Raw genomic sequence first — 23,295 nt, 5'->3', positions numbered from 1 at the left:
ATTTAGCTAGTATTTAGATAATGTTGCAGGCTGGTAATGTGCGATTGACACTGGTGTACATGCTCATGGATACTTGGCAAGTTCTGGAACTTTTTGTTACAAATTAGCTTCTTAGTGAAACATTTATTATAAATATACGGAGAACCACCATGTTGCGACCCAGTCTGATTTTTCTTTCCCTTGCCCTGGCATTGACGGCATGCAGCAAGGGAGGAAAAGATGGCAAGGAAACGGACCAGTCCAAAGCCAGCGCAGGGTCAGCCAGCTCAAAGTCAGCCAGTGCCAGGATACCAGACAGTCCTTTGCTCGTGACGGAAGAAGATGTGCAAGTCATACAAAATAGTGCACTCTCTTCCGGGCCAGTGATTACCGGCTCAATACAGCCAGAACGCAAAGCAGACCTGCGTTCCGAGTTATCTACGGTCGTCTTGCAAGTATTAAAAGAAAATGGTGAGACCGTAAAACGCAATGATTTGCTGGTACGTCTGGATGACACATCGATACGCGACAGCCGCAATTCGGCAGACGAAGCTGCCAGGGCATCGGCGCAAACGCTGGAGCAGGCTGAACGCCAGTTCCAGCGACTGAAGACTTTGCGCGCCTCCGGCATGACATCGACCCAGCAACTGGAAGATGCAGAAATACGCCGCAATAATGCCCAGAGTGATTTGGTCGCTGCCAAGGCACGTGCGGCGCAGGCACGCCAGCAAATGCAACGCACAGAAGTACGCGCACCTTTTGATGGCGTGGTCAGCGAACGCAAGGTGTCTGCCGGTGACACCGCCCAGATCGGCAAGGAACTGGTTAAGGTCATCGACCCGACCAGCATGCGTTTTGAAGGTTTGCTGTCGGCTGACAAGGTGAACAATGTCAAGATAGGCCAGGCAGTCAGTTTCCGTGTCAATGGTTATGGCGACCAGCAATTTGCTGGCAAGGTCAAGCGTGTCGATATGGCCGCGAATGCCACTACCAGACAGGTAGAAGTGCTGGTGGCTTTTGCCGACGCAACACCACCAAAGGTGTCTGGCCTGTATGCTGAAGGCCGTATAGAAACAGGTTCGACCCAGACCCTGATGATCAAGAGCACAGCCTTGATACGTGATGGCGACAAGGCCTATGCCTGGCGCATCAAGGATGGCATAGTGAAAAAAGTCAGTATCGTGATTGGTGAACGTGATCCCCGCCGTGGTGATTTTGAAATACGCAGCGGTCTGGTGGATGGCGACAAGGTCATACGCAATCCTATTTCTACCCTGGTGGATGGGCAGAAGGTAAAAATGGTTGCTACGGCAGGTGCGGATTTGCCTGCGGCTCCAGCCAGTTCAACTGCTGTATCTTCTGCACCGGCATCAGCATCAGCATCTGCGGCGGCTTCGTCCCCTGCAACTGCCAGTCCTAAAGGGAAATAATCATGTTCCTTTCTGATTTCAGTATTAAGCGCCCCATTGCGATGATCGTCATCATCATCGCCCTCATGTGCATGGGCCTGCTGGCGCTAAAAAAACTCAAGGTTAACCAGATACCAGACGTTGAGGAACCGGTACTGGTGGTCAGCATCCCCTATCCAGGTGCGTCTCCAGAAACGGTAGAGCGCGAGATTATCAACCGCCTGGAAAAATCGCTGCAAAGTATTACCGGCGTGTATCAGGTACGTTCGACTGCGTTTGAAGGCCGTGCGCAAGTCGTGATCGTTTTTAACTTCAATAAAAATCTCATTGAAGCCTCGGACGAGGTGCGCAATGCGATCGCATCGGTGCGCTATAAACTGCCGACGGAAATGCGCGAGCCGATACTGGAGCGCAGCGACCCATCTGCGCAGCCCATCATGCAGATGGCACTGTCATCCAGCACACTCAGTCACGCCGAGATTTCAAGGCTGGCCGAAGATGAGTTGTCCGATAAATTCCGTGGCATAGATGGCGTTGCTACGGTCAGTGTGAATGGTTCTTTGCGTAGGGAATTGACTGTGCTGCTGCATGCGCAAAAACTGCGTGAATACAATGTTTCCGTCGGTGAAGTGGTCACTGCACTGCGCAATCAAAATACCACGGCACCGGTAGGCAAAGTGCGTGGCAAGCTGGATGAACAAAGCATACGTCTGATAGGCCGCATAGAATCACCTGCAGAATTCCAGAACATTGTCATCAAGCGCCGTGGCACTGACCTGGTCAGGCTCGCGCAAGTGGCTGAGATTGCTGACAGCTTTGCCGAGATAGGCGGCTTCAGTGTGCGTAATGGCAACCCCAATGTTGGTATCTCGGTCACCCGTTCGCGCGATGCCAGTACTGTGACAGTTGCCAACAAAGTGCGGGACTTGATAGAAGAAATCAACAAGACCTTGCCAAAAGGCAGCAAGCTGGAAGTCACGCAAGATGGTGGCAAGGATGCGCAATCCAGCCTGAACAACGTCATTGAATCCCTGATGTTTGGTGCGGTGCTGACGATCTTTGTCGTGTATGTGTTCCTCAACTCTTGGCGCTCTACCCTGATCACGGCGATGAGTTTGCCAACTTCGGTAATTGCGGCTTTCATCGCAGTCTGGTTATGTGGCTTTACCCTGAACTTCATGACCTTGCTCGGCTTGTCGCTGGCAATTGGTGTGCTGATTGATGATGCAATTGTGGTGCGCGAAAACATCGTGCGGCATATGGAAATGGGTTCAGACCGCCGTACTGCTGCCAGCAATGGCACCAAGGAGATAGGCCTGGCGGTGGCTGCCACCACTTTCTCTATCATTGCCGTGTTTATTCCTGTGGCTTTCATGCCCGGTGTTTCTGGTGAATGGTTCAGGCCGTTTGCGTTGACCGTTGCCAGTTCAGTGCTGGTCAGTCTGTTTATTTCATTTACGCTGGACCCGATGTTGTCTGCCTATTGGGGTGACCCGGTAGGGCATCACCTGGAGCCAAAGCGCGGCATTAGCCGGATATTGGCCAAATTCAATACCTGGTTTGATCACCAGGCTGACCGTTATGGCAATGTGATCGCCTGGGCCCTGCATCACCGTGTCTGGATGGCCTTGATCGCTGGCCTCAGTTTTATAGGGGCAATCGCCTTGCATGCAAGTATGGGGGGCACCAGTTTCTTGCCTGTGTCTGACAATGGGACCCTGGTGATTGATGTCCGCACACCATCCAGTGCCAGCCTTGACTATGGCCGCATGAAGGTGGAAAAAGCTGCCGAACTTGCCCGTACCATCAAAGAAACCAAGGCAACCAACAGTGTTATCAATGCCGGTGGTGGCCGTGTCTATGTTGATATCGGCAAGAGTACGGAGCGCAAGCGCTCGGCCAGTGAAGTCGGGGTTGAGTTGCGCAAGCTGGTGGCAACCATCATCGGTGCAGAATATGTGGTGCAGGATGATCTGAGTAATGGTGCCAGAAAACCGGTGCAAATCCGGTTCTCTGGCCCAGACTCAAGAAAACTCACTGAGATTGCCACCGACTTCATGGGGCAGCTCAGCAAGGTGCCAGGCGCAGTGGATGTAGGCTTGTCTGAGCAAGATCCCAAAGATGAATTGCAGATAGAGCTGGATCGCGGCCTGGCAAATTCCCTCGGCATCTCAGTCAATGATGCGGCCCAGGCTTTGCGTGTGGCGTTTGCCGGTGTCGAGATTGGTGACTGGGTCGATCCTACCGGTGAAGCGCGTGACGTGGCAGTGCGCCTGCATCCAGATGACAGGATCAGCGCAGAAAATATAGAACGCCTGCCTATCGCCGTGGCTGGTAGCGACAAGATGGTACCACTGGAACAAATCGCCAAAATCACCATGGGCAAGGGCCCAGCCAAGATCCAGCATACTGATGGCAAACGCATGATAGAAGTATCTGCCAATGCACAGGGCAAGTCTTCTGGTGAAGTCACCACCGAGGCTTTGAAGATCGCCAAGGCCATGAACTTCCCCACTGGTTTTGGTATAGAACTTGGCGGTGCAGCACGTTCGCAAAAAGAACTGTTCACTGAAATGACAATTGCCCTGGTCGCTGGCATAGGCTTGATGTACTTGATACTGGTCATGCAGTTCGGCTCCTTCACTGCACCTATTCCTGTCATGCTGTCCCTGCCTTTGAGTCTGATAGGTGTGGTGGTTGCCTTGTTGCTGACCAAGGGCACACTGAACCTGATGAGCTTTATCGGCATCATCATGCTCATGGGGCTGGTCGCCAAGAATGCGATTCTCTTGCTTGACTGTGCCAGGAAGCGCGAAGAAGAAGGCTATGACCGCGAAGAGTCACTCATGTATGCTGGCCGCAAGCGTCTGCGTCCTATCCTGATGACCACCTTTGCATTGATCGCCGGTATGCTGCCCGTGGCTATCGGTCTGGGTGAGGGTGGTGAGTTCTATCGCCCATTGGCGATTGCAATTATTGGCGGCACCATCACTTCCACCTTCCTGACCTTGCTGGTGGTGCCGACTTTCTATGACAGTATAGAAATCAGCGTTGACCGTATGGTCGCCAAGTTCCATCGTCGTGAATCGCGCTGGAATACTTTCTTTGCCTTCATCATGACATTTGTTGAAGCCCTGCTGACACTCGTTATGTTGCGTTTTATCTTCCGCCTGCCATTCAGGTTGTGGCGTAAGGTCAGCGGCAAACCTGCGCTGACCTGATGACATGAATGCCCACTTTACAAGTGGGCATTTTTATTTTTACGCCAGATAAGTGAAGAAACGGTGGAGCAAAGGTAGAGCAAAGGTGGTGCATATGGACGGTATATGAAAAAATTATTTTGTCTGAATTTTACTCATAACCGTATCGTCATCAACTCATGAGTTTTTTATTTTTGCGGTGCACAAACCCAGTATCCATGCGGCTTGCAGCCTGGTTGCTGGTTTGAGTGATACTGCATTACGGTAGCTCTCTGACATCATTTCTACCTGATTGTTCAAGCAAGCTTAAAACCATAGCTTTTCTCTATCAAACGCGGGCGTTTTCAGGCTTGACTACCCCTGCACAAATCTGGATACTTCGCCCACTGTTTTTCCAGATATATCCATCTTATATGCTGGCAAACTTATCCATGATCCCAAAAGGTAAGCCTGTCTTTACAAAAGGCAGTTTGCCAAGGCTGTGAAAAAAACAATTGAACAGGAGAGACGAATGACTCAATCCGTGGCTATGGATGGCGCCGACAAAGCGCGCATGCCTAAGCAAATACCCTATATCATCGCCAATGAAGGTTGCGAGCGCTTCAGTTTTTACGGCATGCGCAATATTCTGGTCACTTTCCTGACGACCAGCCTGCTGCTGTCCATGCCAGAAGAAATGCGTAAGGGAATGGCGAAAGAAGTGTTCCATACCTTTGTCATCGGCGTGTATTTCTTTCCTTTGCTGGGTGGTTGGCTGGCTGACCGTTATTTTGGTAAATACAATACGGTGCTATGGCTCAGCCTTGTATATTGCTGCGGCCATGCATGCCTGGCTATTTTTGAAGATAGCCGCAACGGTTTTTATACCGGACTATTCTTGATTGCCCTGGGGTCGGGCGGTATCAAACCACTGGTAACATCTTTTGTTGGTGACCAGTTTGATCAGACTAATCGATCACTGGCGCAAAAAGTATTTGATGGTTTTTACTGGATCATCAATTTTGGCTCTTTCTTCGCGTCCTTGTTGATGCCTTATTTCCTTGATGAATTGGGCGCTAGATATGCCTTTGGTATTCCTGGTTTGCTGATGCTTATTGCGACGATTATTTTTTGGTCTGGCCGTACCAAGTATATCCATGTACCACCAGCACCGCGTGACCCGCACTCTTTCCTCAATGTTGTGCGTACCGCACTGACCACGAATGTGCCAGGACAGGCTAAAACTGGTTATTTCATCGCAGTCGCTGGCGTGTTGCTGGCGATAGGCTCCATGTTCCTGATTCCTAAAGTCGGTATCGTCGCTGCGCTGTGCCTGGCGCTGGTGCTGGTAATGGGCTTTGGTGGTATGGGCACATGGATGCAACTTGAGCGTGCCCGTGGCATCCATCCTGATGTGGCGGTGGATGGTGTGCGTTCGGTATTGCGTATCCTGGTGGTGTTTGCTCTGGTGACACCGTTCTGGTCCTTGTTTGATCAAAAGGCATCGACCTGGGTCTTGCAGGCTGATCAGATGACCAAACCTGGCTGGTTTAAGTCTTCACAAATGCAGGCTTTGAACCCTATGCTGGTGATGTTGCTGATTCCTTTCAATAACCTGGTCTTGTACCCATTCTTGAAACGTAAAGGCGTCGAGCTCACTGCCTTGCGTCGCATGGGCACCGGTATCGCGTTCTCTGGCCTGGCCTGGATCGTGGTTGGTTTCATGCAAGTGGCCATTGATGGTGGCAATGCCCTGACCATCGTCTGGCAAATTCTGCCATATGCCTTGCTGACCTTTGGTGAAGTGCTGGTATCCACGACGGGCCTGGAGTTTGCCTATAGCCAGGCACCGCTGGCGATGAAGGGCGTGATTATGAGTTTCTGGAATCTGTCGGTAACGATTGGTAACCTGTGGGTCTTGCTGGCCAATTCCAGCGTCAAGAGTGAGGCAGTGACTGAGCAAATCAAATCAACTGGTATGAGCGTCACAGCTTTCCAGATGTTCTTCTTTGCCGGTTTTGCCTTGCTGGCAGCCTTCTTGTTTGCCCTGTATGCACGGGGTTATACGATGCAAAACAATTACCGTCAGGCGAAATAAACTGATTGCATGATATTAAAAAACCGCATGATTTTATTCATGCGGTTTTTTTTCGTCCTGTAATTTAGCGTGATTGGAATCAGCGCAATATTTCTGTCAGTACCCGTCCTTCAGAACCAGAAGGTGGGCGCACGCGCAACAGATGGGCCAAGGTAGGTGCAATATCCATGACCTCAGCATATTGGCCATAAGAACCGGCTTTGAAAGGTTTGCCCATCAGTATCAGTGGTACGTTGGTATCGTAGATATAAGGTGAGCCATGTGAAGTGCCATGTGCCTCGGTGGAAAAATACCAGTAAGGTTTGGTGACGACCATGACATCGCCCGAGCGCTGTTTATTCCACGCACGTTGTACCAGTGTGCCTATGCGGGTACGTGGCAGATTGCCGTTTTCAAACTGGGTACGGGTAAAGCTGTCAGCAATGCCTGGCACACCCTGCAGGAACCTGGCTGCTGCCAGTTCCACTTCTTCGCGCTTGAGGTTTTTTTGCTCCATGAGTTTGTAGTCAAGCAGGAAATGAGGATTCGACCATTTGCGTACCAGATCCTTTTGCCCGAACTTGTCTGACAGATACTGGTTCAGGTCTGCAGTTATTTTCTTGCTCTCCAGACGTTGTGCATCACGTTTGATGGATTGCGCAAATTCAGGCACATTCGGGAAGCCGTGATCGGCTGTCAGCACCACCATGGTATTTTCCAGGCCCACGCGCTTGTCCAGATAAGTGAAGAAGTTCGCCAGCATCCTGTCCAGTCTTTGCAGGTGGTCATGCGACATGCGACTTTCAGGGCCAAAGCTGTGATTCACATAATCATGGCTGGACAGGCTGACACCGAGTACATCCGGCACGCCAGCCGGATTTTGACCCAGTTTTTCGCCTTCGATGGCGGCACGGGCAAAGTCCAGTGTCATTTCATCGACATAAGGGCTGGTGTAGAGATCCTTGTAGTATTCAGCATCAGGCTTGCCTGACTTGCTGACGTATTTGAAAGGGAAGCGCTTGTCTTTTTCCTTTTGGTTGATGACCAGTTCGTCGTCGGCATCATTTGCATACGCAGTATCCGGCAGCAGAGGACGCCACTCCTTGCCATAAAACTTGTCTTGCGGTTTTGCCGCCTGGAATTGCTGCACCCATTGCGGGTGAGACTTCATGTAATACGTGGAACTGGCAAAATTGCCTGTCTTGCTCATGTACATATAAGCGGTACCGGTTTTGCCCGCCAGCAGGATTGCGCCCCTGTCCTTGCCGGACACCGTGATCACCTTGCTATGCTCGCCATTCGAATAGCGCAATTCATCACCCAGGGTGCTGACGCGCAGGTTGGCCGGCGATGTACCATCGCTGGCCTTGGTTTCTTCGCCTATGTAGGTATATTGCTTGTCTTCAGTGCAATACACAGATTCCAGCGTGACCGGGTCTATCCAGTTATTGCCGATAATGCCATGTTGATAAGGGTATGCACCTGTGAGCACGGCAGTGTGGCCTACGGCAGTCACCGTAACACCATGTGCCTGGTGCGCATCAGAGAACCACGCACCCTGGTCAAGCAGGCGACGCAAGCCGCCTTGCCCAAACTGGTCGCGGTAGCGTACAACTTGCTCTTGAGGCAGGCCATCGACGACCAGCACCACGATCAATTTGGCTTGCGCCGGTTTTTCAGCGACAGTTGCAGCCTGTATAGGCATGCTGGCAGAGGCAGCGAGGCAGGTCAGTAAAAATAAGCGGCGCATGGGCAGGGGGATGCGGGACAGGGAATTATTCATGGTGTATTGTTGAGTGGTAAGTGCGGGTCAATGATGGTCAATATTGCTCAAAAGTGGTCCAGGCAGGAGCCGACTCTCGCTATCATCGGCGCCCAGGCTAGCATACACTAAGTGATACATCTGACAGCTTGATGACAAAGTAAATCTTGAGCAAAATACATAAACTTTTCGGCATGTATTCTTTATCTATAGGACTTACGCAAAACCGCCCCAACTGCGTTGCAGCTCCTAGCCGTACTGAAGTACTGTCTTCGTCGCTACGCCTTGTTGGGACAATTTTGCGTAAGTCCTAATCTATTAAATTTAGTTATTAAGTTTTGCTTTCAGTTTTCTTGTTGTTGCGCATCAAAAACAATCTGCCTGATCTTGCATTTTCTTACTTTACTCATCATTGCCCGGCAGTAAAATGAAATGATGCTTTTCTGCATGTCTATCAATTAAAGCCGGACCTGATGGGATCATTTTTGAACAAAGATAATTATCATACTTACCTTTTTGATATCTTGCCAGTCGCGGTGGCGATTGTGGTCGATGGCAAATTGGTGAAACTCAATCCCGCTGCAGTGCAATTGCTTGAGGTCAGCGATGAGCAGCTATTGCTCGGCCGATCAGTCGATGAGTTTGTCCATCTCATTGATCAGCCAAGATCACAGGGGCGATTGAAGAAGCGGGGCAGCAACTGGGCAAATGCGAATAGCAAATTTCGCATACGCACCAGCAAAGGCAATTTCCGCATGTTGCTGGTGATTAGCAATGCCATAGAATTTGAAGGCAAAGACGCGGTCATGATCAGCGGCATGGACATGACCGAGCATAATGAAATGGAAGAGCAATTACGCCAGAGCGAATTCAATTTCCGGCGCTTGTTTGAAAACATGCAGGACGTGTATTACCGTACTGACGTCAATGGCATCATACAAAAAGTCAGCCCTGCAGTTACTAAAATATTGGGTTACACCCCTGAAGAAATTGAGGGCAAGCCAGCAGCGGAACTATATCCGCAAATGGGCGACAGGGAAGCCTTTAGAAAAGAGATCATGCTGCATGGTATGGTCAGTGATTTCCCCGGACAAATGGTCACCAAAGATGGTCGCATCATCGATATATCAGTCAATAGCCAGGCGCTGTATGACGATGAGGGCAATTATGCCGGTGCAGAAGGCATTTGCAGGGACGTCACTCAACGAAAATTGCTTGAACGAGAAATGCAAAGGTTGGCAACCACGGATTCTCTGACTGGCATTGCCAACCGCCGCGCTTTTCTTGAGCATGCCGAGCATATCTTCAAAAGCTGCCAGCGCTATCAAACCCAGATGACGCTGATGATGCTTGATCTGGATTTCTTCAAGGGCATTAATGATAAATATGGTCACCAGTCTGGTGATCTGGCGTTGATAAATTTTGCTGAGGCCGTCAAACTGGAATTACGGGAGTCCGACCTGTTTGGCCGTCTTGGTGGAGAAGAGTTTTGCGTGCTTTTGCAACAGGCTAATCAGCCAGAAGCCTTGCTCGTGGCTGAACGCATACGCGCCCATGTACAGTCCCTGCTGCTGAATTCTGCCGCTGGCGAGCCGTTCTCACTGACCGTCAGCATAGGCATAGCCATATACCGGGCCGAGGACGACCGCCTTGGCCGTTTGCTTGAACGCGCTGACAAGGCCTTGTATCAGGCCAAAAGCAATGGCCGCAACCGGGTTACCTGGGAAACCTAAAGTTCAGGCTTTTCCCGGTTACATGCCATACACCGTACACTGCACACTACAATCTGATCAGGCGCTCACGCTCAAAATCAGTAACAGATACATGAGCAAAGAACATCCAGCCACGAACAGCAAGGCTATTGTGCGCCACAGGCCCGCAGCCACTCCCAATTGATAGGCTTCACGTAACTGCCTGAACATATGCAGGGGAGGCACAAAAACAAATAGCAGTACTGCAGTGGTGCTGAAACCCATGGTATTCAGTATGGCCGTCGTCATCAGAAGCAAGGCCATGAAGGACAGGGAATACAGTGAAAACACCGCATGATCGAACATGCCATATCTGCGCTTGAAGATGAATAGCAGCCATAAAAAAGGCAATGAGATAGGCATGAGCATGAAGGCAAGTTTCGAAGCATTGCTCTTCATTTTGTATAAGGTCAATTCAGGTGTATTGACTGCATGCTTGATTTTTTCCTGTATGGATGGGAGAGATGAGGTAACCGTGACCTTTTGTTTTTTTGCCGCTTGCTTGGCCTGATTCTCTTCTATTTTTTTAAACAGTTTTTCATCCAGTTTTTGCGCGAGTTTTCCCAAGCCCTGGTCTTTGTCATCGTCCTTTACCTGGCCGTTTCCATCATTTTTGATGCCAAGTAAATTCAATGAGCTTTCCAGTGCGGTGATCTCTGACTTAAGATCGGCGATGTTTTCATCCAGCTCTTCCAGTTTCGAGTCTCCTGCCGGCAGTTTGTTACGTTCACTTTGCAGGGATGTCAGCTTCGCCTGATTCTCTTGCAAAACCCTGCTGATACCTTCTTTAGTATGCGGCTTGTCAGTAATACTCTCGAGCGGATTACTCGTCGTGAAAGAAAACACAAAGAACATCAAAAAGATCAAAAACAAAAACAGGGCCAGAGGCGACACATAGCGTGTGCGCTGGCCATCTATATAGTCGCGGGTCAGTTTGCCAGGTGACCAGATCAGTTTTGGAATAGTCCGCCAGGCCTTGGTCTCAAAGTGAAACAGACCATGCAAAAGCTCTTCTACCAGATGCAACAGGGATTTGTGTATATGGCCAGACTGGCCGCAGGCGTGGCAATAGGCACCTTGCAGGGGAGTATTACAGTTGGCGCATGCATGATGATGCTCTGCTTCGCCAGTCGCATGTGCGGCGCTCTTTTCTGCTTCATTGACCAGTACGGCTGCTGTTGCCACATCCGTTGCAATTTCCACATCCACGTTCATATGCTTGCTCTCTGATTTTTTTGATTATGCACCGTGTTGAACTTCCCTCAGTCCGGCAAGATAGCACAATAAGGTGTGGATTTGATAATATGCAAGACTCATTTTGCAGATAAACAGGAACAAGATGCGCTTGCCTCAATTACTGTTGTGTTTGACCCTGGCAGTTTCCAGCACCGGTGCATGGGCGCAACGTGCTGCATCTGGAGAAGACTGCTTTTTCATTGGCGGCCAGGCAGATGCACGCACTTGCCTGGAACAACGGGTCAGGGCCAGTGACACGCTGCTCCAGCAAACAGAAGCAGATACCTCAGCCCTGGTGTTGCGCTGGGACGATACGCCGGCAAACCGTGGCCGGGTGCAGCGCTATCTCTTATCCGCAGGCAAGCATTATTTGCTCTACCGTAAAGAGCAATGCGAGCTGCAAGCTGCGCTCGCCGCTGGGGGCACCGGCGGTTCGCACCGGCGCTACCTGTGCATACTGGAATTGAATGAACAGCGCATGCTTCATCTGCAAGGAGTCCAGACCTCATTGCAGCGCTGAGAAACCGATAATGACTTGTCCAATACATTGTAAGTCGTGCCACGAGTGAACTCAAGTCACAGCCAGCCTGACTTCTTGAAGCGGTAATACAGATAGGCACAGGCCGAGAACATGATGCCCAGAGCCATGGGATAGCCTAAATGCCATTCCAGTTCTGGCATGGCCTTGAAATTCATGCCCCAGATGCCGGCAAAGGCGGTAGGTACCGCAAAAATTGCCGCACCTGCAGCCAGGCGCTTGTTGACTTCGCTTTCATCGATTGCGACCATGGATAAATTCACCTGTATCGCTGTACTGATGGTGTCGCGTATGGTTTCTATCGAGGTATTGATGCGGTATAAATGATCATAGACATCGCGAAAATATTCCTGGGTATTTACACACAGGGCTGGCACACGTCCACCAAACAGTTTGCCGCAGGCTTCCATCAATGGTGTGACGGCATGTTTAACAATCATGATCTTGCGCTTGAGCTGGTACAGGCGCTGGATGTTGGCGCGCTCACTGCCCTTGGTAAAAATCTGTTCTTCGATGAGTTCGAGTTCTTCTTCCAGCGCTTCCACGACTGGGAAGTAACGATCGACCACGGCATCAATCAGGGCATAGAACACAAATGAAGAACCATGCTTGAGCAAATGCGGCTCACGCTCGCAGCGCTGGCGCACGCCGAGAAAATTTTGCTGGCAACGGTTGCGTACAGACAGCACATAATTTTCACCAACGAAAAGATTAAGTTCGCCTGTATGCAACTCGCCCTCCAGCATTTCCACCGTGTGGATGACGGCAAACAGCGAGTCGCCATATTCTTCTATCTTTGGCCTTTGATAACCGTGGCGGGCATCTTCTACTGCCAGCTCATGCAATTCAAACTCTACCTGCATTTCCTGTAATTCTTCGTCCGACGCATCGCGCAGGGCCACCCACACAAACTGGTCCTTATGCTTTACATAGTCGCTGATTTCTGCCACGGGTATGTCAGACAGTTTGCGACCTTCCTGATAAGTAACGCAGTTGATTAACATGTTTCAGTTTCCATCTTTTTGTTGGGAGAAAATAGACTCAGTCTGAGCCAATATGTGTGCCGTGTAAACTCAGACGTGGCAGGATTCAGTCAGTATCGTAAGAGGTGGCGTCAGTGGCGCGCCACCAGCGCTTGTCTGTCCTGAAGTTGAAACGGCGGCGGAATTGCAAGGGGCTCATCTGCGTCTCCCTTTTGAACAGGCGGCAAAATGAGCTGTTGTCGCGGTAGCCACATTGTTCAACGATGGCGCTGACATCGAGCATGCTGATTTCCAGTAATTGCTTGGCTCTTTGTATGCGCAGTTTTTGCAGATACGAGAGCGGCGACATTCCCAGCACTTCATTGAAATAGCGGTTGATCGTGCGTGGGCTGACGGCGGCGGCATGCGCCACGTCCTGCAGGTTGTAGCTGCGGCTCAGGTCTGCTTCCAGCCACACACGGGCCTTGAAGACGATGCCATCGCGCGCCTTGGTGGAGAGCACAGGGTTCATGTCGGCACTGATCTTATAGCGTTCTTCGCGATAATACGTGGCATCAATGGCGCTATTGGCCAATGCGTCACCAGATAGCAGGCGCATGACTTCATAAATCAGGCGGTAATTACTTGCCGGTGCACCCGTGGTGAGCAGGTTGCCGTCTATTACCACCTCGTGGCGTAAATTCAGCAAGACATTCGGATAATTGTCGGTCAGCCATCCACTCATCATCCAGCTCATGGTGGCCTGTTTGTGCTCAAGCAGGCCCGCTTCTGCCAGAAAACCTGTGGCGTTATAACTCGCAGCGATTATGCCGCCAGACTGATAACGCGCCTGTAGCATGGCTTTTTCTGCAGCACCAGTTTTAACCCGCCGGTCCAGTTCATAGATGCTACTTATTTGCAGGCCAGGCACGACGAGTACCGTTTGCCTCGCGGGCAGATATTCATCGGTGCCGTTAAAGCCGGGGTCCATAGCGTTTGTCAGCCATGGCAGGTGCAGGGCTTTTCCATGCACATCAATGATGCGCCAGCGAAATGGCAGGGCACGCCTGCCAGCCTGGCTTAATTTTTCAGGGTTTCTCAAACTCCACAAGGTGTTGCCTGCCGTAATGGCATCAATGCTGGTCAGCATGGCACCAGGCATACAGCCTTCCAGAAATAAGAGATCAAAGCGTAGCGGTAACATTTGATTACATAGATTTGCTTACAAGTCATGGCTGAATCAGCACATCGCTTGTCTATTTTAGCTTATTAATTTTCCGTAAGCATGAATATACTTACTGCACAGAAACGATATTTCTGTTTCCTAACGGTGGGTGCGCACTCCACAGGAAAGGTTTTGTAGTCCCTCAAACTGCTTACACTTTGGATAAGATCATGCACTCACTTGCACAGACAAATACCATCATTGGTATGCCACTGGACGTCCCTCGTCATAATAAGGAAGATGCTTTCAAGCGGCAGACGCCTCTGACACCACAGACACCAGTATATCCCTGGCCAGACAAGCAGATTCCGGGCTTCAAGGTCAAACTGGTCAATACACGGAATGACAGAGAAACCATCGACATGCTGGTCAATGAACGCTTTTCCTCGCGTGGTTATGCCCACCCTGAGGCGAGCAAAACCGGCAATATCCTCAGCCTGCAGGCGACTATAGAAAACCGCGTGGTTGGCACGCTCAGTGTGCAGTTCGATGCCGGTGAAGGCCTGCCGCTCGATAAGCTGTACCAGTTTGAACTGGACAGTTTGCGCAGGAGAGGTGCAAAGCTATGTCAGTTCACCAAGCTGGCGATAGAAAAAGAAGTCAAGTCCCGCAGCGTGCTCGCGTCCTTGTTTCATCTGGCCGAGATCTGGGCATTGCGGGTACGCCAATATAACTACATCTGCATAGAGGTCAATCCCAGGCATGTGGCCTTCTATCAGCGCATGCTGAAATTTACTGTCCTGAGTGATGTCAGGGATAACCAGCAGGTGCAGGCACCATCTGTCCTGCTCGGTATCGATTTGCATTATGTTGCCAGGATGATAGAGATTTTTGGCGGCAAACCAGAACTAGCTGATACCGAGCGTTCATTTTATCCCTACCTTTTTTCCCATGAAGAAGAAGCCCGCCTGGCTGCCCGCATGCAGGGCTTGAGTGAGCAATACAAATGAAACCGCAATTAGTACATCCTGCTCAGTCAGGTTCATCTTTTGATTACGACCGGGCTTTTTCCCGTAATCTGGGTTGGTTCACCGAGGCAGAGCAGGCCCAACTGCGTGGCAAGAGGGCTGCCATAGCGGGCATGGGTGGCGTAGGTGGTGCACATTTGCTGACACTGGCCAGACTGGGCATAGGTGCTTTTCATATTGCAGACTTTGACCAGTTTGACTTGCCTAATATGAACCGCCAGGCTGGTGCCATGCAATCCACCCTTGGCAAGGATAAGGCACAAGTCATGCAAGCCATGGCCAGGGATATCAATCCTGAGTTGCAGATAGAAGTTTTTGCCCAGGGTATAGGGCCAGCCAATATGGATGCCCTTCTCGATGGTGTAGATATCTATATCGACAGCCTGGATTTTTTTGCCTTCGATACCCGCCGCGCAGTGTTTGCTGCCTGCTATCGCAAAGGCATACCGGCTGTGACTGCTGCACCATTGGGCATGGGCACTGCGGTGCTGGCGTTCATGCCGGGTAAAATGAGTTTCGATGATTATTTCCAGATACAGGGGCAGTCAGAGTTTGAGCAAGGCATACGCTTTTTAATCGGGCTGGCGCCGGCACGTTTGCATGGCTCTTATCTGGTTGATCCCAGCCGAGTGCGGCTGGATCTGAAAAAAGGCCCGTCAACCGTAATGGCCTGTCAGTTGTGTGCAGGTGTGGCTGCAACAGAAGCAGCCAAGATATTGCTAGGACGTGGCAAAGTGGTTGCTGCACCACGCGGCATCCATTACGACGCTTACCGGCAAGAGTTGAAAAAAACCTGGCTGCCAGGTGGTAACCGCAATCCCTTGCAAAAAATCAAGCTGGCGATTGCCAGACGCATGTTGGGTCAGAAACTGGCCGATGAAGAAAGACAGCATGAGCCCGCTTGAATACATACTGGATAAGGCACGCTGGGCACCCAGCGGTGACAATGTACAGAACTGGCGCTTTGAAGTTGTCTCGGAAGATGCCTTCATCATCCGTGCCTTTGATACGCGCGATACAGTGGTCTATGATTTCGATGGCCGACCCAGCCAGATCGCTCTCGGTGCATTGCTGGAAAACATCAGCCTGGCTGCCAGCCACCAGCGCCGTCATGCAGAATTCTTGCGTATAGACAGTCCCAGGCATCCAGACAATAGTAGCTCGATTGCATATCAGGTCAGACTCTTGCCCGTTGATATTTGCGTGCCGCATCCTTTGGTTGGCATGATAGAAAAAAGAAGTGTGCAAAGACGCGCGCTGTCTCCCCAGGACGTGAATGCTGAGCATCAAAGAATATTGGAGCAGGCAGTGGGTGATAACTATGACATCCGCTGGTTTGGTGGCTGGCAGCAGCGCTGGAAGATGGCGAAATTATTGTCGCGTAATGCAAAAATCCGCCTGACCATGCCAGAGGCTTTCCCTGCTCATAAAAAAATCATCGATTGGGGAAAGCAATTCAGTAATGACCGCATACCTGATCAGGCTTTAGGTATGGATAAGCTGGGCCTGTTGCTGATGCGCTGGGCCATGCAGAACTGGCAACGGGTCAGCTGGATGAATCGCTATATGGCAGGCACCTGGCTGCCACGCCTGCAACTTGACTTGATCCCGGCATTGTTTTGCGCCCGACATTTCATGATCGTGGCAAAGAAAGAACCGCAAACGGTAGAAGATTTTGTCGCTGCCGGACGTAGCATGCAACGCTTCTGGCTGACAGCGATACAGCTGGGCATACAATTGCAGCCAGAGATGACACCGCTGATTTTCAGCTGGTATATCAGGGCTGGCCGCTCTTGCAGTGATACCGCAGGCATACAGGAACAGATGCAGGAAGTGCAGCAAGACCTGGCCACATTTTGCCAGCCAGACATTTTGATCAAAACCTGCTTCATGGGGCGACTGGGTTATGGCAAAGCCGCACAATCACGGTCGCTAAGATTAAAACTGCAGGAACTATGCTTACCATCCAGCAGTGAACATGAAAATAATGATCGCGACCATCTGACAGTTTGCAAACTTCCCGCCAATGAAGACCTTTGATTATCATAATTTATGCCGCGTGAACAATTGTTGCTGTCATGCTGCAGGGTCAGCATCAGGAACTGGCGGTAGCAGGCGCTGATATTCTTTCCGAACGACTTCATAGCATTCGCAGACACGGCTTTCCATTGCTTTTCTATCTATCACTTTGACATGCCCACGTCTGCATGCAATCAAACCATCTTTTTGTAATTCACCTATGACTTGGGTCACGCTTTCACGGCGTACGCCCAATAGATTTGAAATCATTTCTTGGGTGATCACAATATCTTCTGAATGCAATCTGTCCATACTCATCAAGAGCCAGCGGCACAGTTGCTGATCCAGTAAATGGTGCTGGTTGCAAACCGCAGTTTGGGCAGTCTGGCAAATCAGCGCCTGTGTATATAGCAAAGCGTACTGCTGCAACTTGCCACCCAGGGCAAATTCCCGTTTCATGATTTTTCTGCTTAGCTTGTAAGCCTTGCCTGTACTTTGGACCTCTGTGCTGGACGGCATGCTATCGCCACCCATGAAAATGGAAATGCCTACCATGCCCTCATTGCCTACCAGTGCCACTTCACTTGATGAGCCATCTTCTAACGCGTAGATCAGTGAAACGATGCCAGAAATAGGAAAATACAGGAAATGTACATGGTCACCAGATTCAAGCATGGTCCACTTCAAAGGAAGGGGAACCAGTTCCAGATCTGGTAAGAGACGCTCGAAATCTGCCTTGGGTAGCGCAGCTAATATGCTGTTCTGTTTTGGGTTTTCAGACCAGACAGCTTTGCTTGTTTTTTTCATATGTATTTTGAGGTCGCTTGCTTGTTCTACCGCAGGCTTGGGCAGGCTGTAACATCAAAGCAGTTTACATGGTTTCGCCAGCAATCTATAGGTCATTTTGCTTGTACAGGCGGAAACAACAACATTGCAAGTGGTCATTCTGATTACACCGCTAATGCCTTCTGAGGGCGTTGGCGGCGTGTACATGGAAAAAGTGGCTGCCAGAAAAAATATCCCCTGATATCAAGTGATATCAGGGGATATACATCATGCCTTGGCAGCCTTGTTTTTTTCAGTCTTTCTTTGCAAGACAAAAATAGGCTGAGCCCATTCGGTATCTTTCTTTTTCTTGCTGGTAATCAGTGTCAATTCTGAAGGGTCATAGACGTCAGTGTTGTGTGTCAGCGGCGTCGTCATCAGGTACTGGGCATCCGTATTTTTCAGGAACTCACCAACCAGCTGGATATTGCGTATATCGAGATGAGCAAAGGGCTCATCGATGAATACAAAACCGCCAGAGCCATCATCAGATTTCAGCAAGCCTATCAGCAGGATCAGTGACTTCATGACCTGCTGACCACCGGATGCTTCGCCGTCGTTCATACCTATCGGGCCTTTGCCGTCGAACTTGAAGCGTACATGCAAGCCAGCCTGGGCCAATTGTATGTCGTCATTTTCCAGCTTGACCGGATCGGTATGCACTTCTATGCCTGCCAGTTCACCGAGTTGCTTGATATTCTTGCTGTATGACTTGATCGTGAAGCGTAGCCTGTCCATATAGGCGGCACGAGCATTCACCGTGGCTTCTATCGCCCGGTTGTTCTGGTAGCGACGTTCATCGGTTTCTGCCTGGCGGCCTTGCAGCAGGGCGTTCAGGCGGGTGTACTGATCGACCACGGTAGAGTCGGTTTCCCAGTCATCGCGTGCCAGATTATTCGTCAGGCTGCGTATTCGCAATTCGATCTGGTGGACATTTTCATGCTCGGCCACCAGTTCCTTGCGGTGCGACGCACGCTTCCAGTTGTGTGGCAGGGTATGCCAGGTATCGCGCATGGCACGCAGGGTTTCGAATTGTTCCTTTCGCTCATCAGCATGGCGTTTTTCTGATGTGCGCAATTGTGCTTCTGCGTCGGCAATCGCGGCTTTTGCCTGTTCCCATTTAAGGTGAGCGACCGAGCGTTGTTCGGTAGCGGCTTTCAGCAAAGGTGCGATTTCACCGAGGCGGCCGCCGACTTCCATGCGCTGCTGTTTCAGCGGCTGGGTATTGCGGCTGGCTTCTTCAAATTCTGCGTGGCGGGCACTGAGTTCTTTTGCTGCATCAACACCTGCCAGGCGCGCTTTGTAGGCGCTGATTTCGCCTGCCAGTTTGCTGATCTGCATGGTCAACACATCTTCTTGCGATTGCAGTCGTGGCAAAGACTTCAGCAAGGCTTCCAGACGCTGGGTACGGCCAGCATTGCCGAAGCGGTAGCGCGACACTTCCACAAACAGCGAACGACCACCACGACGCTCGAAATGATAGGCGTCAGGCGTAATCCATTCCTGGTTCTTGGGCAACTTCATGCCCAGTTCTATCGAGCCCACGGTATCGATACGCTGCAATTGTTCGATCAGCCAGCCCGGTGCCTGGCCAGTGAAGTTGACGACGGACAGCAGGCTCTGGTCTTTGACCACCGGCGCACTGATACGGTCAGGCACGATGAAGTGACTATAGCGCTGCTTCTCACCGATGCGGTAAGCTGCAGAGGCATCAGTCGCCTTGTCCAGCAAGATGACCGAGGTATAGCCGCGCAATACACCTTCTACCGCTGCTTGCCATTTGGGATCGGTCACTTCGACGATCTCTGGCAACATGCAATGCGGGATATTCGCATCCGTCAGGGCACGGCGCATCTGGCGCACATTCTCAGGGTCCGGCAGGGCAGACTTGCCTTGCAGGGCGGCGATGGTTTCCATCTCGCCAGCGATACGCTGGGTCAGGGCATCACGTTCCAACTTCTGGCGAGACAGCTCGGCTTCTTTTTTCTCCAGATCATCTGCAATATTGGCGACATCAGCATCTGCCTCCGCAGCCAGTTTTTGCAAACGGGCTTTTTGTTCCAGCAGGCTTTCTTGCGGCTTCAGTTTGCTGTTGATCTGTCCCAGTTTTTCACGCAGTGATGATTCTTCGGCTTCCAGTGCAGCTTCTGCCAGTTTGGCGTCGGACACCTGCTGCGCCTGTTGCGCCAGGTGTTGGCGACGGTCAGACAGTGCCAGGTCTTGCGTCTTTAAAAAGCGCTTGCTGGCACGCAGGGCCTGGCTGGTAGTACCGGCTTTTTCCAATGCTTCATGATATTGCAGGGTAGGCAGTATCTCTTCTTGCAGGTCGCGCTTTTCCTTGTTCAGGCTCTCATACTGGTGGTAATTGGCAACCCGCAGGCGCAAACCTTCCAGATTGGTTTTTGCACCTTCCAGCTCGGTTTCAAAACGCTGTAATTCAGTTTCTGTATCACGCTGATGGCGTTTGGCGTCATCATAGGCGTCCAGCACTTCTTTGTCGCCAAACACCTGGAACACCAGGTCCAGCAACTGGCGCGGTGCGTATTCACAGAGTTTGTCTGTCTCGCCCTGTTCCAGTGCCAGTACCTTGCCCATGGCATTCGACAAACCGGCATGTGACAAACGCTTGCGATAGCTTTCCACACCCAGCCAGTCATTGGCTTCCTGTATTTCTTCTATTTCGGTTTTGCCGCTGCGCATCAGGTATTGGCGCTTCCAGTCACCACCATTTTTTTCTATCTTGCAAAACAGCGTGACTTCATCTTCATAAAGGCCAGACATGCGGAAAGGGCGGTTGGAAATCTGTGGACCTACCGCGCTGTTATCCACCACCGCACGTATCCATGCCGTTTGCTGTCCTGAGTGACGGGCGTAATGCTTGTAGGAACGCCCCATCGAGCATTCCAGACCAAACAGGGTGCGCAATGCATCCAGCAACGTGGTTTTACCCGAGCCATTTTGCCCGGCGATGGTAATGATCTTGGCATCGAGAGGGATGTTCTTGATGCGTTGCCAATAATCCCAATGGACAAGTTCCAGCGATTTGATATGAAACATGGTGCTTATTCTTTTTCGGTATTGGTGTCGGTATTGGTGTCAGGACCTGCGTCTGTATCAGCTTTTGCACTTGCATTGGTATTGGCAGCGGGTGTGTCCACGCTTGCTACAGCCGGTTCAGTGACAGAAACAGTTTCAGCCTCAGTTCTTTGGGCAGCAACGGGTGTGATGATGGCTGGTGTCCTTGGTACTGGGATCTGGAAAATATCCGACAGCGCGCCATTGATGATGCGGTCTTTCAGGGTGTCGGTGTCCATCAGTAAATCCAGCAGTGGGCCTTCCAGGATCAGGTCTGCCTTGCGTTCGATAAAACCTACGCGCGCCAGCTGGCCCAGGTTCATGTCCATACGGGTTTTCTTGCCCAGCTTTTCGCCAAAATCTGCCAGCAAGGCGCGGTAGGAAATACCTATCGAGGTATCTTCTGCGCGCGGCATGGGTTTGTCTTTACCAAACATGTCATTCTGGTCTTCTTCTGCCAGTTGATGAGCTTCCTGCCGTTCACGCTTCGGTAAAATGATCAGCGACCACAGGACCACCAACAGCGCCACCCCATCGCGGGCCAGGCCAAAATTATTATTCTGCCAGGTCTCTTTAGTGCCAAATACCTTGGATTCGCTGTCGCGTGTCAGTGCCAGAGTCACATAGTCGGCATACACATTATCGACAAACTTCATACCGCAGGCTTTCAGGCGCGTATCTATCTCGGTGCGAAACAATTCATCCGACAAGGCGCGTTTAACCAGCTTGTCTTCACGGCGCAGGGTCTGGTGCGCCAGCAAGCGGGCGATCAGGATTTGTGCATCTTCGGTCATGGTGTTTCTCTTGTCTGTACAGGTGGTGCAGATGGTGCAGATTGTTCAGCGGGTGCAGCTGGCTTCGCTTTGCGTGCTGGCTGTGGGGCAGTTGGCGCAGCATCGGGAGCGTTCAGGCTGGCGATGGACATGGCTGCGACATGCTCATCATGGACCTTTTGCATTTTGTCTTTGGAATTGAAGACCAGCGGCAGTCGTGCCAGTATCCCGGTTGCACCCTGCAGGGCGGATTCATTGGGGTCACCCAGCAAAGGCAGCATGGACGCGCGGTAAGACGCAATCGAAAAATTCGACGGTAATAAAATATCTTGCAGCGAGATCGGTTTGTCTGATGCGTCAGCCTCGGTAAGCAAGGCCAGCCAGTGATCCAGTTCATGCAGGGCATCGCTATCATCATTGGCGATCGATGGTGCATTTTCACCGGCAGGCAAGGCACCGACAAGCGCCGATACACGGTGGCTCAGCAGTTCACTCTCGGCCACGTCTATCATTTCTGAAGGCGTAATGAACATCGGCGTTACCGGCTTGGCCAATGCATCGTCAGCCAGTGCGGCCAGGTCATCCTTTTGCAGCAACCAGGTTTTGATATCGGTAGTCGACAAGCCAGACTGACCCAGGTGTACACGCTGGCGCTCAATCTGGTTCAAAGCTCTTGAGAACATGCCCTGCATATTCAGCAAGGCACTCTGGGCACGGCCTATGGCCTGCGCTGCCCTGTGGGTCGCAGCATCTGCACGGCTGTCATTGGTGATGGCGTGGATAATCTCTGAGCCTTTTTCCACCCAGTCGCAGGCGGTATGCCATTTTTGCTGGGCAGTGCGCAACTGGAATTCTGAACCGGAAGCAATCGCATCCGAGAATTCTTCCGTCAACTCAATCAGACGGCCCAGCAAATGATGCAATTGTTCTACCGAGACCCCGCCCACAGCCTGGGCACCGGCGACCTGGGTGAGCATATAGCTCATCTCAGCCTGGTCATTGTTTTCTTCGACTTGCAGCAAGGACTCTATCGCCGCCAGTACATTGCGCGCAGTTGGCGCAATGCGATAGACCGACTGGCTGGCATCCCAGATCAGCAGGCCGGTAGAGCGCAGGCGTGACAGCACAGTCTCCAAAGCATCTGCTTCGAGATAACCGAGTTTGGCATTGATATCGGCCCGGCTCAGCGACGGCGTTTCCACATCGGCTGTCAATTCCCGCAAAACCAACAGGCGCAGCAATACGCCGTTGAAGCCACCATGAAACAAAGCCGTAAAAGCCTGTAGTACAGGCTGGCCACGCTTCAGGGGGAATACAGCGGAAACGTCTTCGGGAGTAATACCAGGCTTGAAATAGGTCTGCAGAGCGAGATCGTCTTCGTTCTGAACCTCAGCGTCATGACTTATATTTTGCATGCGGGCATTTTAACCGCTTGCAGCCTGCTTGAGTATTGTCAGGATTTTAATTTTTGACGGTGTGCATCAAGAAAATGCTGTCGGGCATATTGCCAAAAATCC

General features: G+C 51.1%; 16 protein-coding genes. 8 read left to right on the top strand and 8 right to left on the bottom strand.

Features of this window, described 5'->3' with window-relative positions; translation table 11 throughout:
* Positions 1-149 precede the first annotated feature (149 nt).
* The 3 genes from ACO0LN_RS15935 (at position 150) to ACO0LN_RS15925 (ending at position 6,665) form a co-directional block, all read left to right on the top strand.
* Positions 150-1,409: an efflux RND transporter periplasmic adaptor subunit gene (locus ACO0LN_RS15935; protein ID WP_422975437.1), complete on the top strand. Its 1,260-nt coding sequence runs from the start codon at positions 150-152 to the stop codon at positions 1,407-1,409.
* A gap of 2 nt (positions 1,410-1,411) precedes the next feature.
* A complete protein-coding gene (locus tag ACO0LN_RS15930) occupies positions 1,412-4,609 on the top strand; it encodes an efflux RND transporter permease subunit (protein ID WP_422975435.1) in 3,198 nt (1,065 codons plus the stop codon).
* Positions 4,610-5,099: 490 nt separating this feature from the next.
* Positions 5,100-6,665, top strand: a complete 1,566-nt coding sequence (locus tag ACO0LN_RS15925; protein ID WP_422975433.1) for an oligopeptide:H+ symporter — start codon at positions 5,100-5,102, stop codon at positions 6,663-6,665.
* A 79-nt stretch (positions 6,666-6,744) separates the two neighbouring features.
* Here the strand turns inward: ACO0LN_RS15925 and ACO0LN_RS15920 are convergent, their stop codons facing one another.
* The gene (locus ACO0LN_RS15920; protein WP_422975431.1) at positions 6,745-8,427 is read right to left on the bottom strand and encodes an alkaline phosphatase family protein; all 1,683 of its coding nucleotides are present in this window, start codon (positions 8,425-8,427) and stop codon (positions 6,745-6,747) included.
* A 464-nt stretch (positions 8,428-8,891) separates the two neighbouring features.
* On the opposite strand from ACO0LN_RS15920, the gene ACO0LN_RS15915 reads away from it, so the two are divergent.
* Positions 8,892-10,139: a sensor domain-containing diguanylate cyclase gene (locus ACO0LN_RS15915; RefSeq protein ID WP_422975429.1), complete on the top strand. Its 1,248-nt coding sequence runs from the start codon at positions 8,892-8,894 to the stop codon at positions 10,137-10,139.
* 57 nt (positions 10,140-10,196) lie between these two features.
* Here the strand turns inward: ACO0LN_RS15915 and ACO0LN_RS15910 are convergent, their stop codons facing one another.
* Positions 10,197-11,372 (bottom strand): DUF3667 domain-containing protein, encoded by a 1,176-nt coding sequence (locus ACO0LN_RS15910; RefSeq protein WP_422975427.1) that lies wholly within the window; start codon positions 11,370-11,372, stop codon positions 10,197-10,199.
* Positions 11,373-11,496: 124 nt separating this feature from the next.
* On the opposite strand from ACO0LN_RS15910, the gene ACO0LN_RS15905 reads away from it, so the two are divergent.
* The gene (locus tag ACO0LN_RS15905; RefSeq protein WP_422975425.1) at positions 11,497-11,913 is read left to right on the top strand and encodes a lysozyme inhibitor LprI family protein; all 417 of its coding nucleotides are present in this window, start codon (positions 11,497-11,499) and stop codon (positions 11,911-11,913) included.
* 56 nt (positions 11,914-11,969) lie between these two features.
* On the opposite strand, the gene corA is transcribed toward ACO0LN_RS15905, so the two are convergent.
* Entirely contained in the window at positions 11,970-12,935 is a 966-nt protein-coding gene (corA, locus tag ACO0LN_RS15900) for a magnesium/cobalt transporter CorA (protein ID WP_422975423.1), read from the bottom strand.
* Between the two features lie 85 nt (positions 12,936-13,020).
* A complete protein-coding gene (locus ACO0LN_RS15895; RefSeq protein WP_422975421.1) occupies positions 13,021-14,097 on the bottom strand; it encodes a GlxA family transcriptional regulator in 1,077 nt (358 codons plus the stop codon).
* A 191-nt stretch (positions 14,098-14,288) separates the two neighbouring features.
* Between ACO0LN_RS15895 and ACO0LN_RS15890 the strand changes: the two genes are divergently transcribed.
* The 3 genes from ACO0LN_RS15890 to ACO0LN_RS15880 are packed head-to-tail and all read left to right on the top strand — an operon-like array spanning position 14,289 to position 17,126.
* A complete protein-coding gene (locus ACO0LN_RS15890; protein WP_422975419.1) occupies positions 14,289-15,068 on the top strand; it encodes an N-acyl amino acid synthase FeeM domain-containing protein in 780 nt (259 codons plus the stop codon).
* A complete protein-coding gene (locus ACO0LN_RS15885) occupies positions 15,065-15,991 on the top strand; it encodes a ThiF family adenylyltransferase (RefSeq protein WP_422975417.1) in 927 nt (308 codons plus the stop codon). Before ACO0LN_RS15890 ends, ACO0LN_RS15885 begins: the two co-directional genes overlap by 4 nt.
* Positions 15,978-17,126 carry a molybdopterin biosynthesis protein MoeY gene (locus tag ACO0LN_RS15880; RefSeq protein ID WP_422975415.1) on the top strand — a complete coding sequence of 383 codons (1,149 nt, stop codon included), beginning with the start codon at positions 15,978-15,980 and terminating at the stop codon, positions 17,124-17,126. The genes ACO0LN_RS15885 and ACO0LN_RS15880 overlap by 14 nt, the downstream gene beginning before the upstream one ends.
* Before the next feature lie 36 nt (positions 17,127-17,162).
* Here the strand turns inward: ACO0LN_RS15880 and ACO0LN_RS15875 are convergent, their stop codons facing one another.
* The 4 genes from ACO0LN_RS15875 to ACO0LN_RS15860 form a co-directional block, all read right to left on the bottom strand.
* Positions 17,163-17,912, bottom strand: a complete 750-nt coding sequence (locus ACO0LN_RS15875) for a Crp/Fnr family transcriptional regulator (protein ID WP_422975413.1) — start codon at positions 17,910-17,912, stop codon at positions 17,163-17,165.
* A gap of 246 nt (positions 17,913-18,158) precedes the next feature.
* Positions 18,159-20,987: an ATP-binding protein gene (locus ACO0LN_RS15870; protein ID WP_422975411.1), complete on the bottom strand. Its 2,829-nt coding sequence runs from the start codon at positions 20,985-20,987 to the stop codon at positions 18,159-18,161.
* 5 nt (positions 20,988-20,992) lie between these two features.
* The gene (locus ACO0LN_RS15865) at positions 20,993-21,799 is read right to left on the bottom strand and encodes a hypothetical protein (RefSeq protein ID WP_422975409.1); all 807 of its coding nucleotides are present in this window, start codon (positions 21,797-21,799) and stop codon (positions 20,993-20,995) included.
* Positions 21,796-23,193 carry a hypothetical protein gene (locus tag ACO0LN_RS15860; RefSeq protein ID WP_422975407.1) on the bottom strand — a complete coding sequence of 466 codons (1,398 nt, stop codon included), beginning with the start codon at positions 23,191-23,193 and terminating at the stop codon, positions 21,796-21,798. Before ACO0LN_RS15860 ends, ACO0LN_RS15865 begins: the two co-directional genes overlap by 4 nt.
* Positions 23,194-23,295: the final 102 nt, after the last annotated feature.

It is taken from the genome of Undibacterium sp. TC9W (assembly GCF_049339865.1).
In the GTDB taxonomy this organism is placed as follows: Bacteria; Pseudomonadota; Gammaproteobacteria; order Burkholderiales; family Burkholderiaceae_D; genus Undibacterium.
The sequence above is the reverse complement of the archived record's forward strand: the minus strand, read 5'-3'. Positions and strand labels throughout refer to the sequence as shown.

Coding starts and splice junctions, on each gene's coding strand:
- ACO0LN_RS15930 (WP_422975435.1), top strand. CDS start 1,412: ATGTTCCTTTCTGATTTCAGTATTAAGCGCCCCATTGCGATGATCGTC.
- ACO0LN_RS15925 (WP_422975433.1), top strand. CDS start 5,100: ATGACTCAATCCGTGGCTATGGATGGCGCCGACAAAGCGCGCATGCCT.
- ACO0LN_RS15875 (WP_422975413.1), bottom strand. CDS start 17,912: ATGAAAAAAACAAGCAAAGCTGTCTGGTCTGAAAACCCAAAACAGAAC.
- ACO0LN_RS15865 (WP_422975409.1), bottom strand. CDS start 21,799: ATGACCGAAGATGCACAAATCCTGATCGCCCGCTTGCTGGCGCACCAG.
- ACO0LN_RS15910 (WP_422975427.1), bottom strand. CDS start 11,372: ATGAACGTGGATGTGGAAATTGCAACGGATGTGGCAACAGCAGCCGTA.
- ACO0LN_RS15885 (WP_422975417.1), top strand. CDS start 15,065: ATGAAACCGCAATTAGTACATCCTGCTCAGTCAGGTTCATCTTTTGAT.
- ACO0LN_RS15880 (WP_422975415.1), top strand. CDS start 15,978: ATGAGCCCGCTTGAATACATACTGGATAAGGCACGCTGGGCACCCAGC.
- ACO0LN_RS15905 (WP_422975425.1), top strand. CDS start 11,497: ATGCGCTTGCCTCAATTACTGTTGTGTTTGACCCTGGCAGTTTCCAGC.
- corA (WP_422975423.1), bottom strand. CDS start 12,935: ATGTTAATCAACTGCGTTACTTATCAGGAAGGTCGCAAACTGTCTGAC.
- ACO0LN_RS15920 (WP_422975431.1), bottom strand. CDS start 8,427: ATGAATAATTCCCTGTCCCGCATCCCCCTGCCCATGCGCCGCTTATTT.
- ACO0LN_RS15870 (WP_422975411.1), bottom strand. CDS start 20,987: ATGTTTCATATCAAATCGCTGGAACTTGTCCATTGGGATTATTGGCAA.
- ACO0LN_RS15895 (WP_422975421.1), bottom strand. CDS start 14,097: ATGTTACCGCTACGCTTTGATCTCTTATTTCTGGAAGGCTGTATGCCT.
- ACO0LN_RS15935 (WP_422975437.1), top strand. CDS start 150: ATGTTGCGACCCAGTCTGATTTTTCTTTCCCTTGCCCTGGCATTGACG.
- ACO0LN_RS15860 (WP_422975407.1), bottom strand. CDS start 23,193: ATGCAAAATATAAGTCATGACGCTGAGGTTCAGAACGAAGACGATCTC.
- ACO0LN_RS15890 (WP_422975419.1), top strand. CDS start 14,289: ATGCACTCACTTGCACAGACAAATACCATCATTGGTATGCCACTGGAC.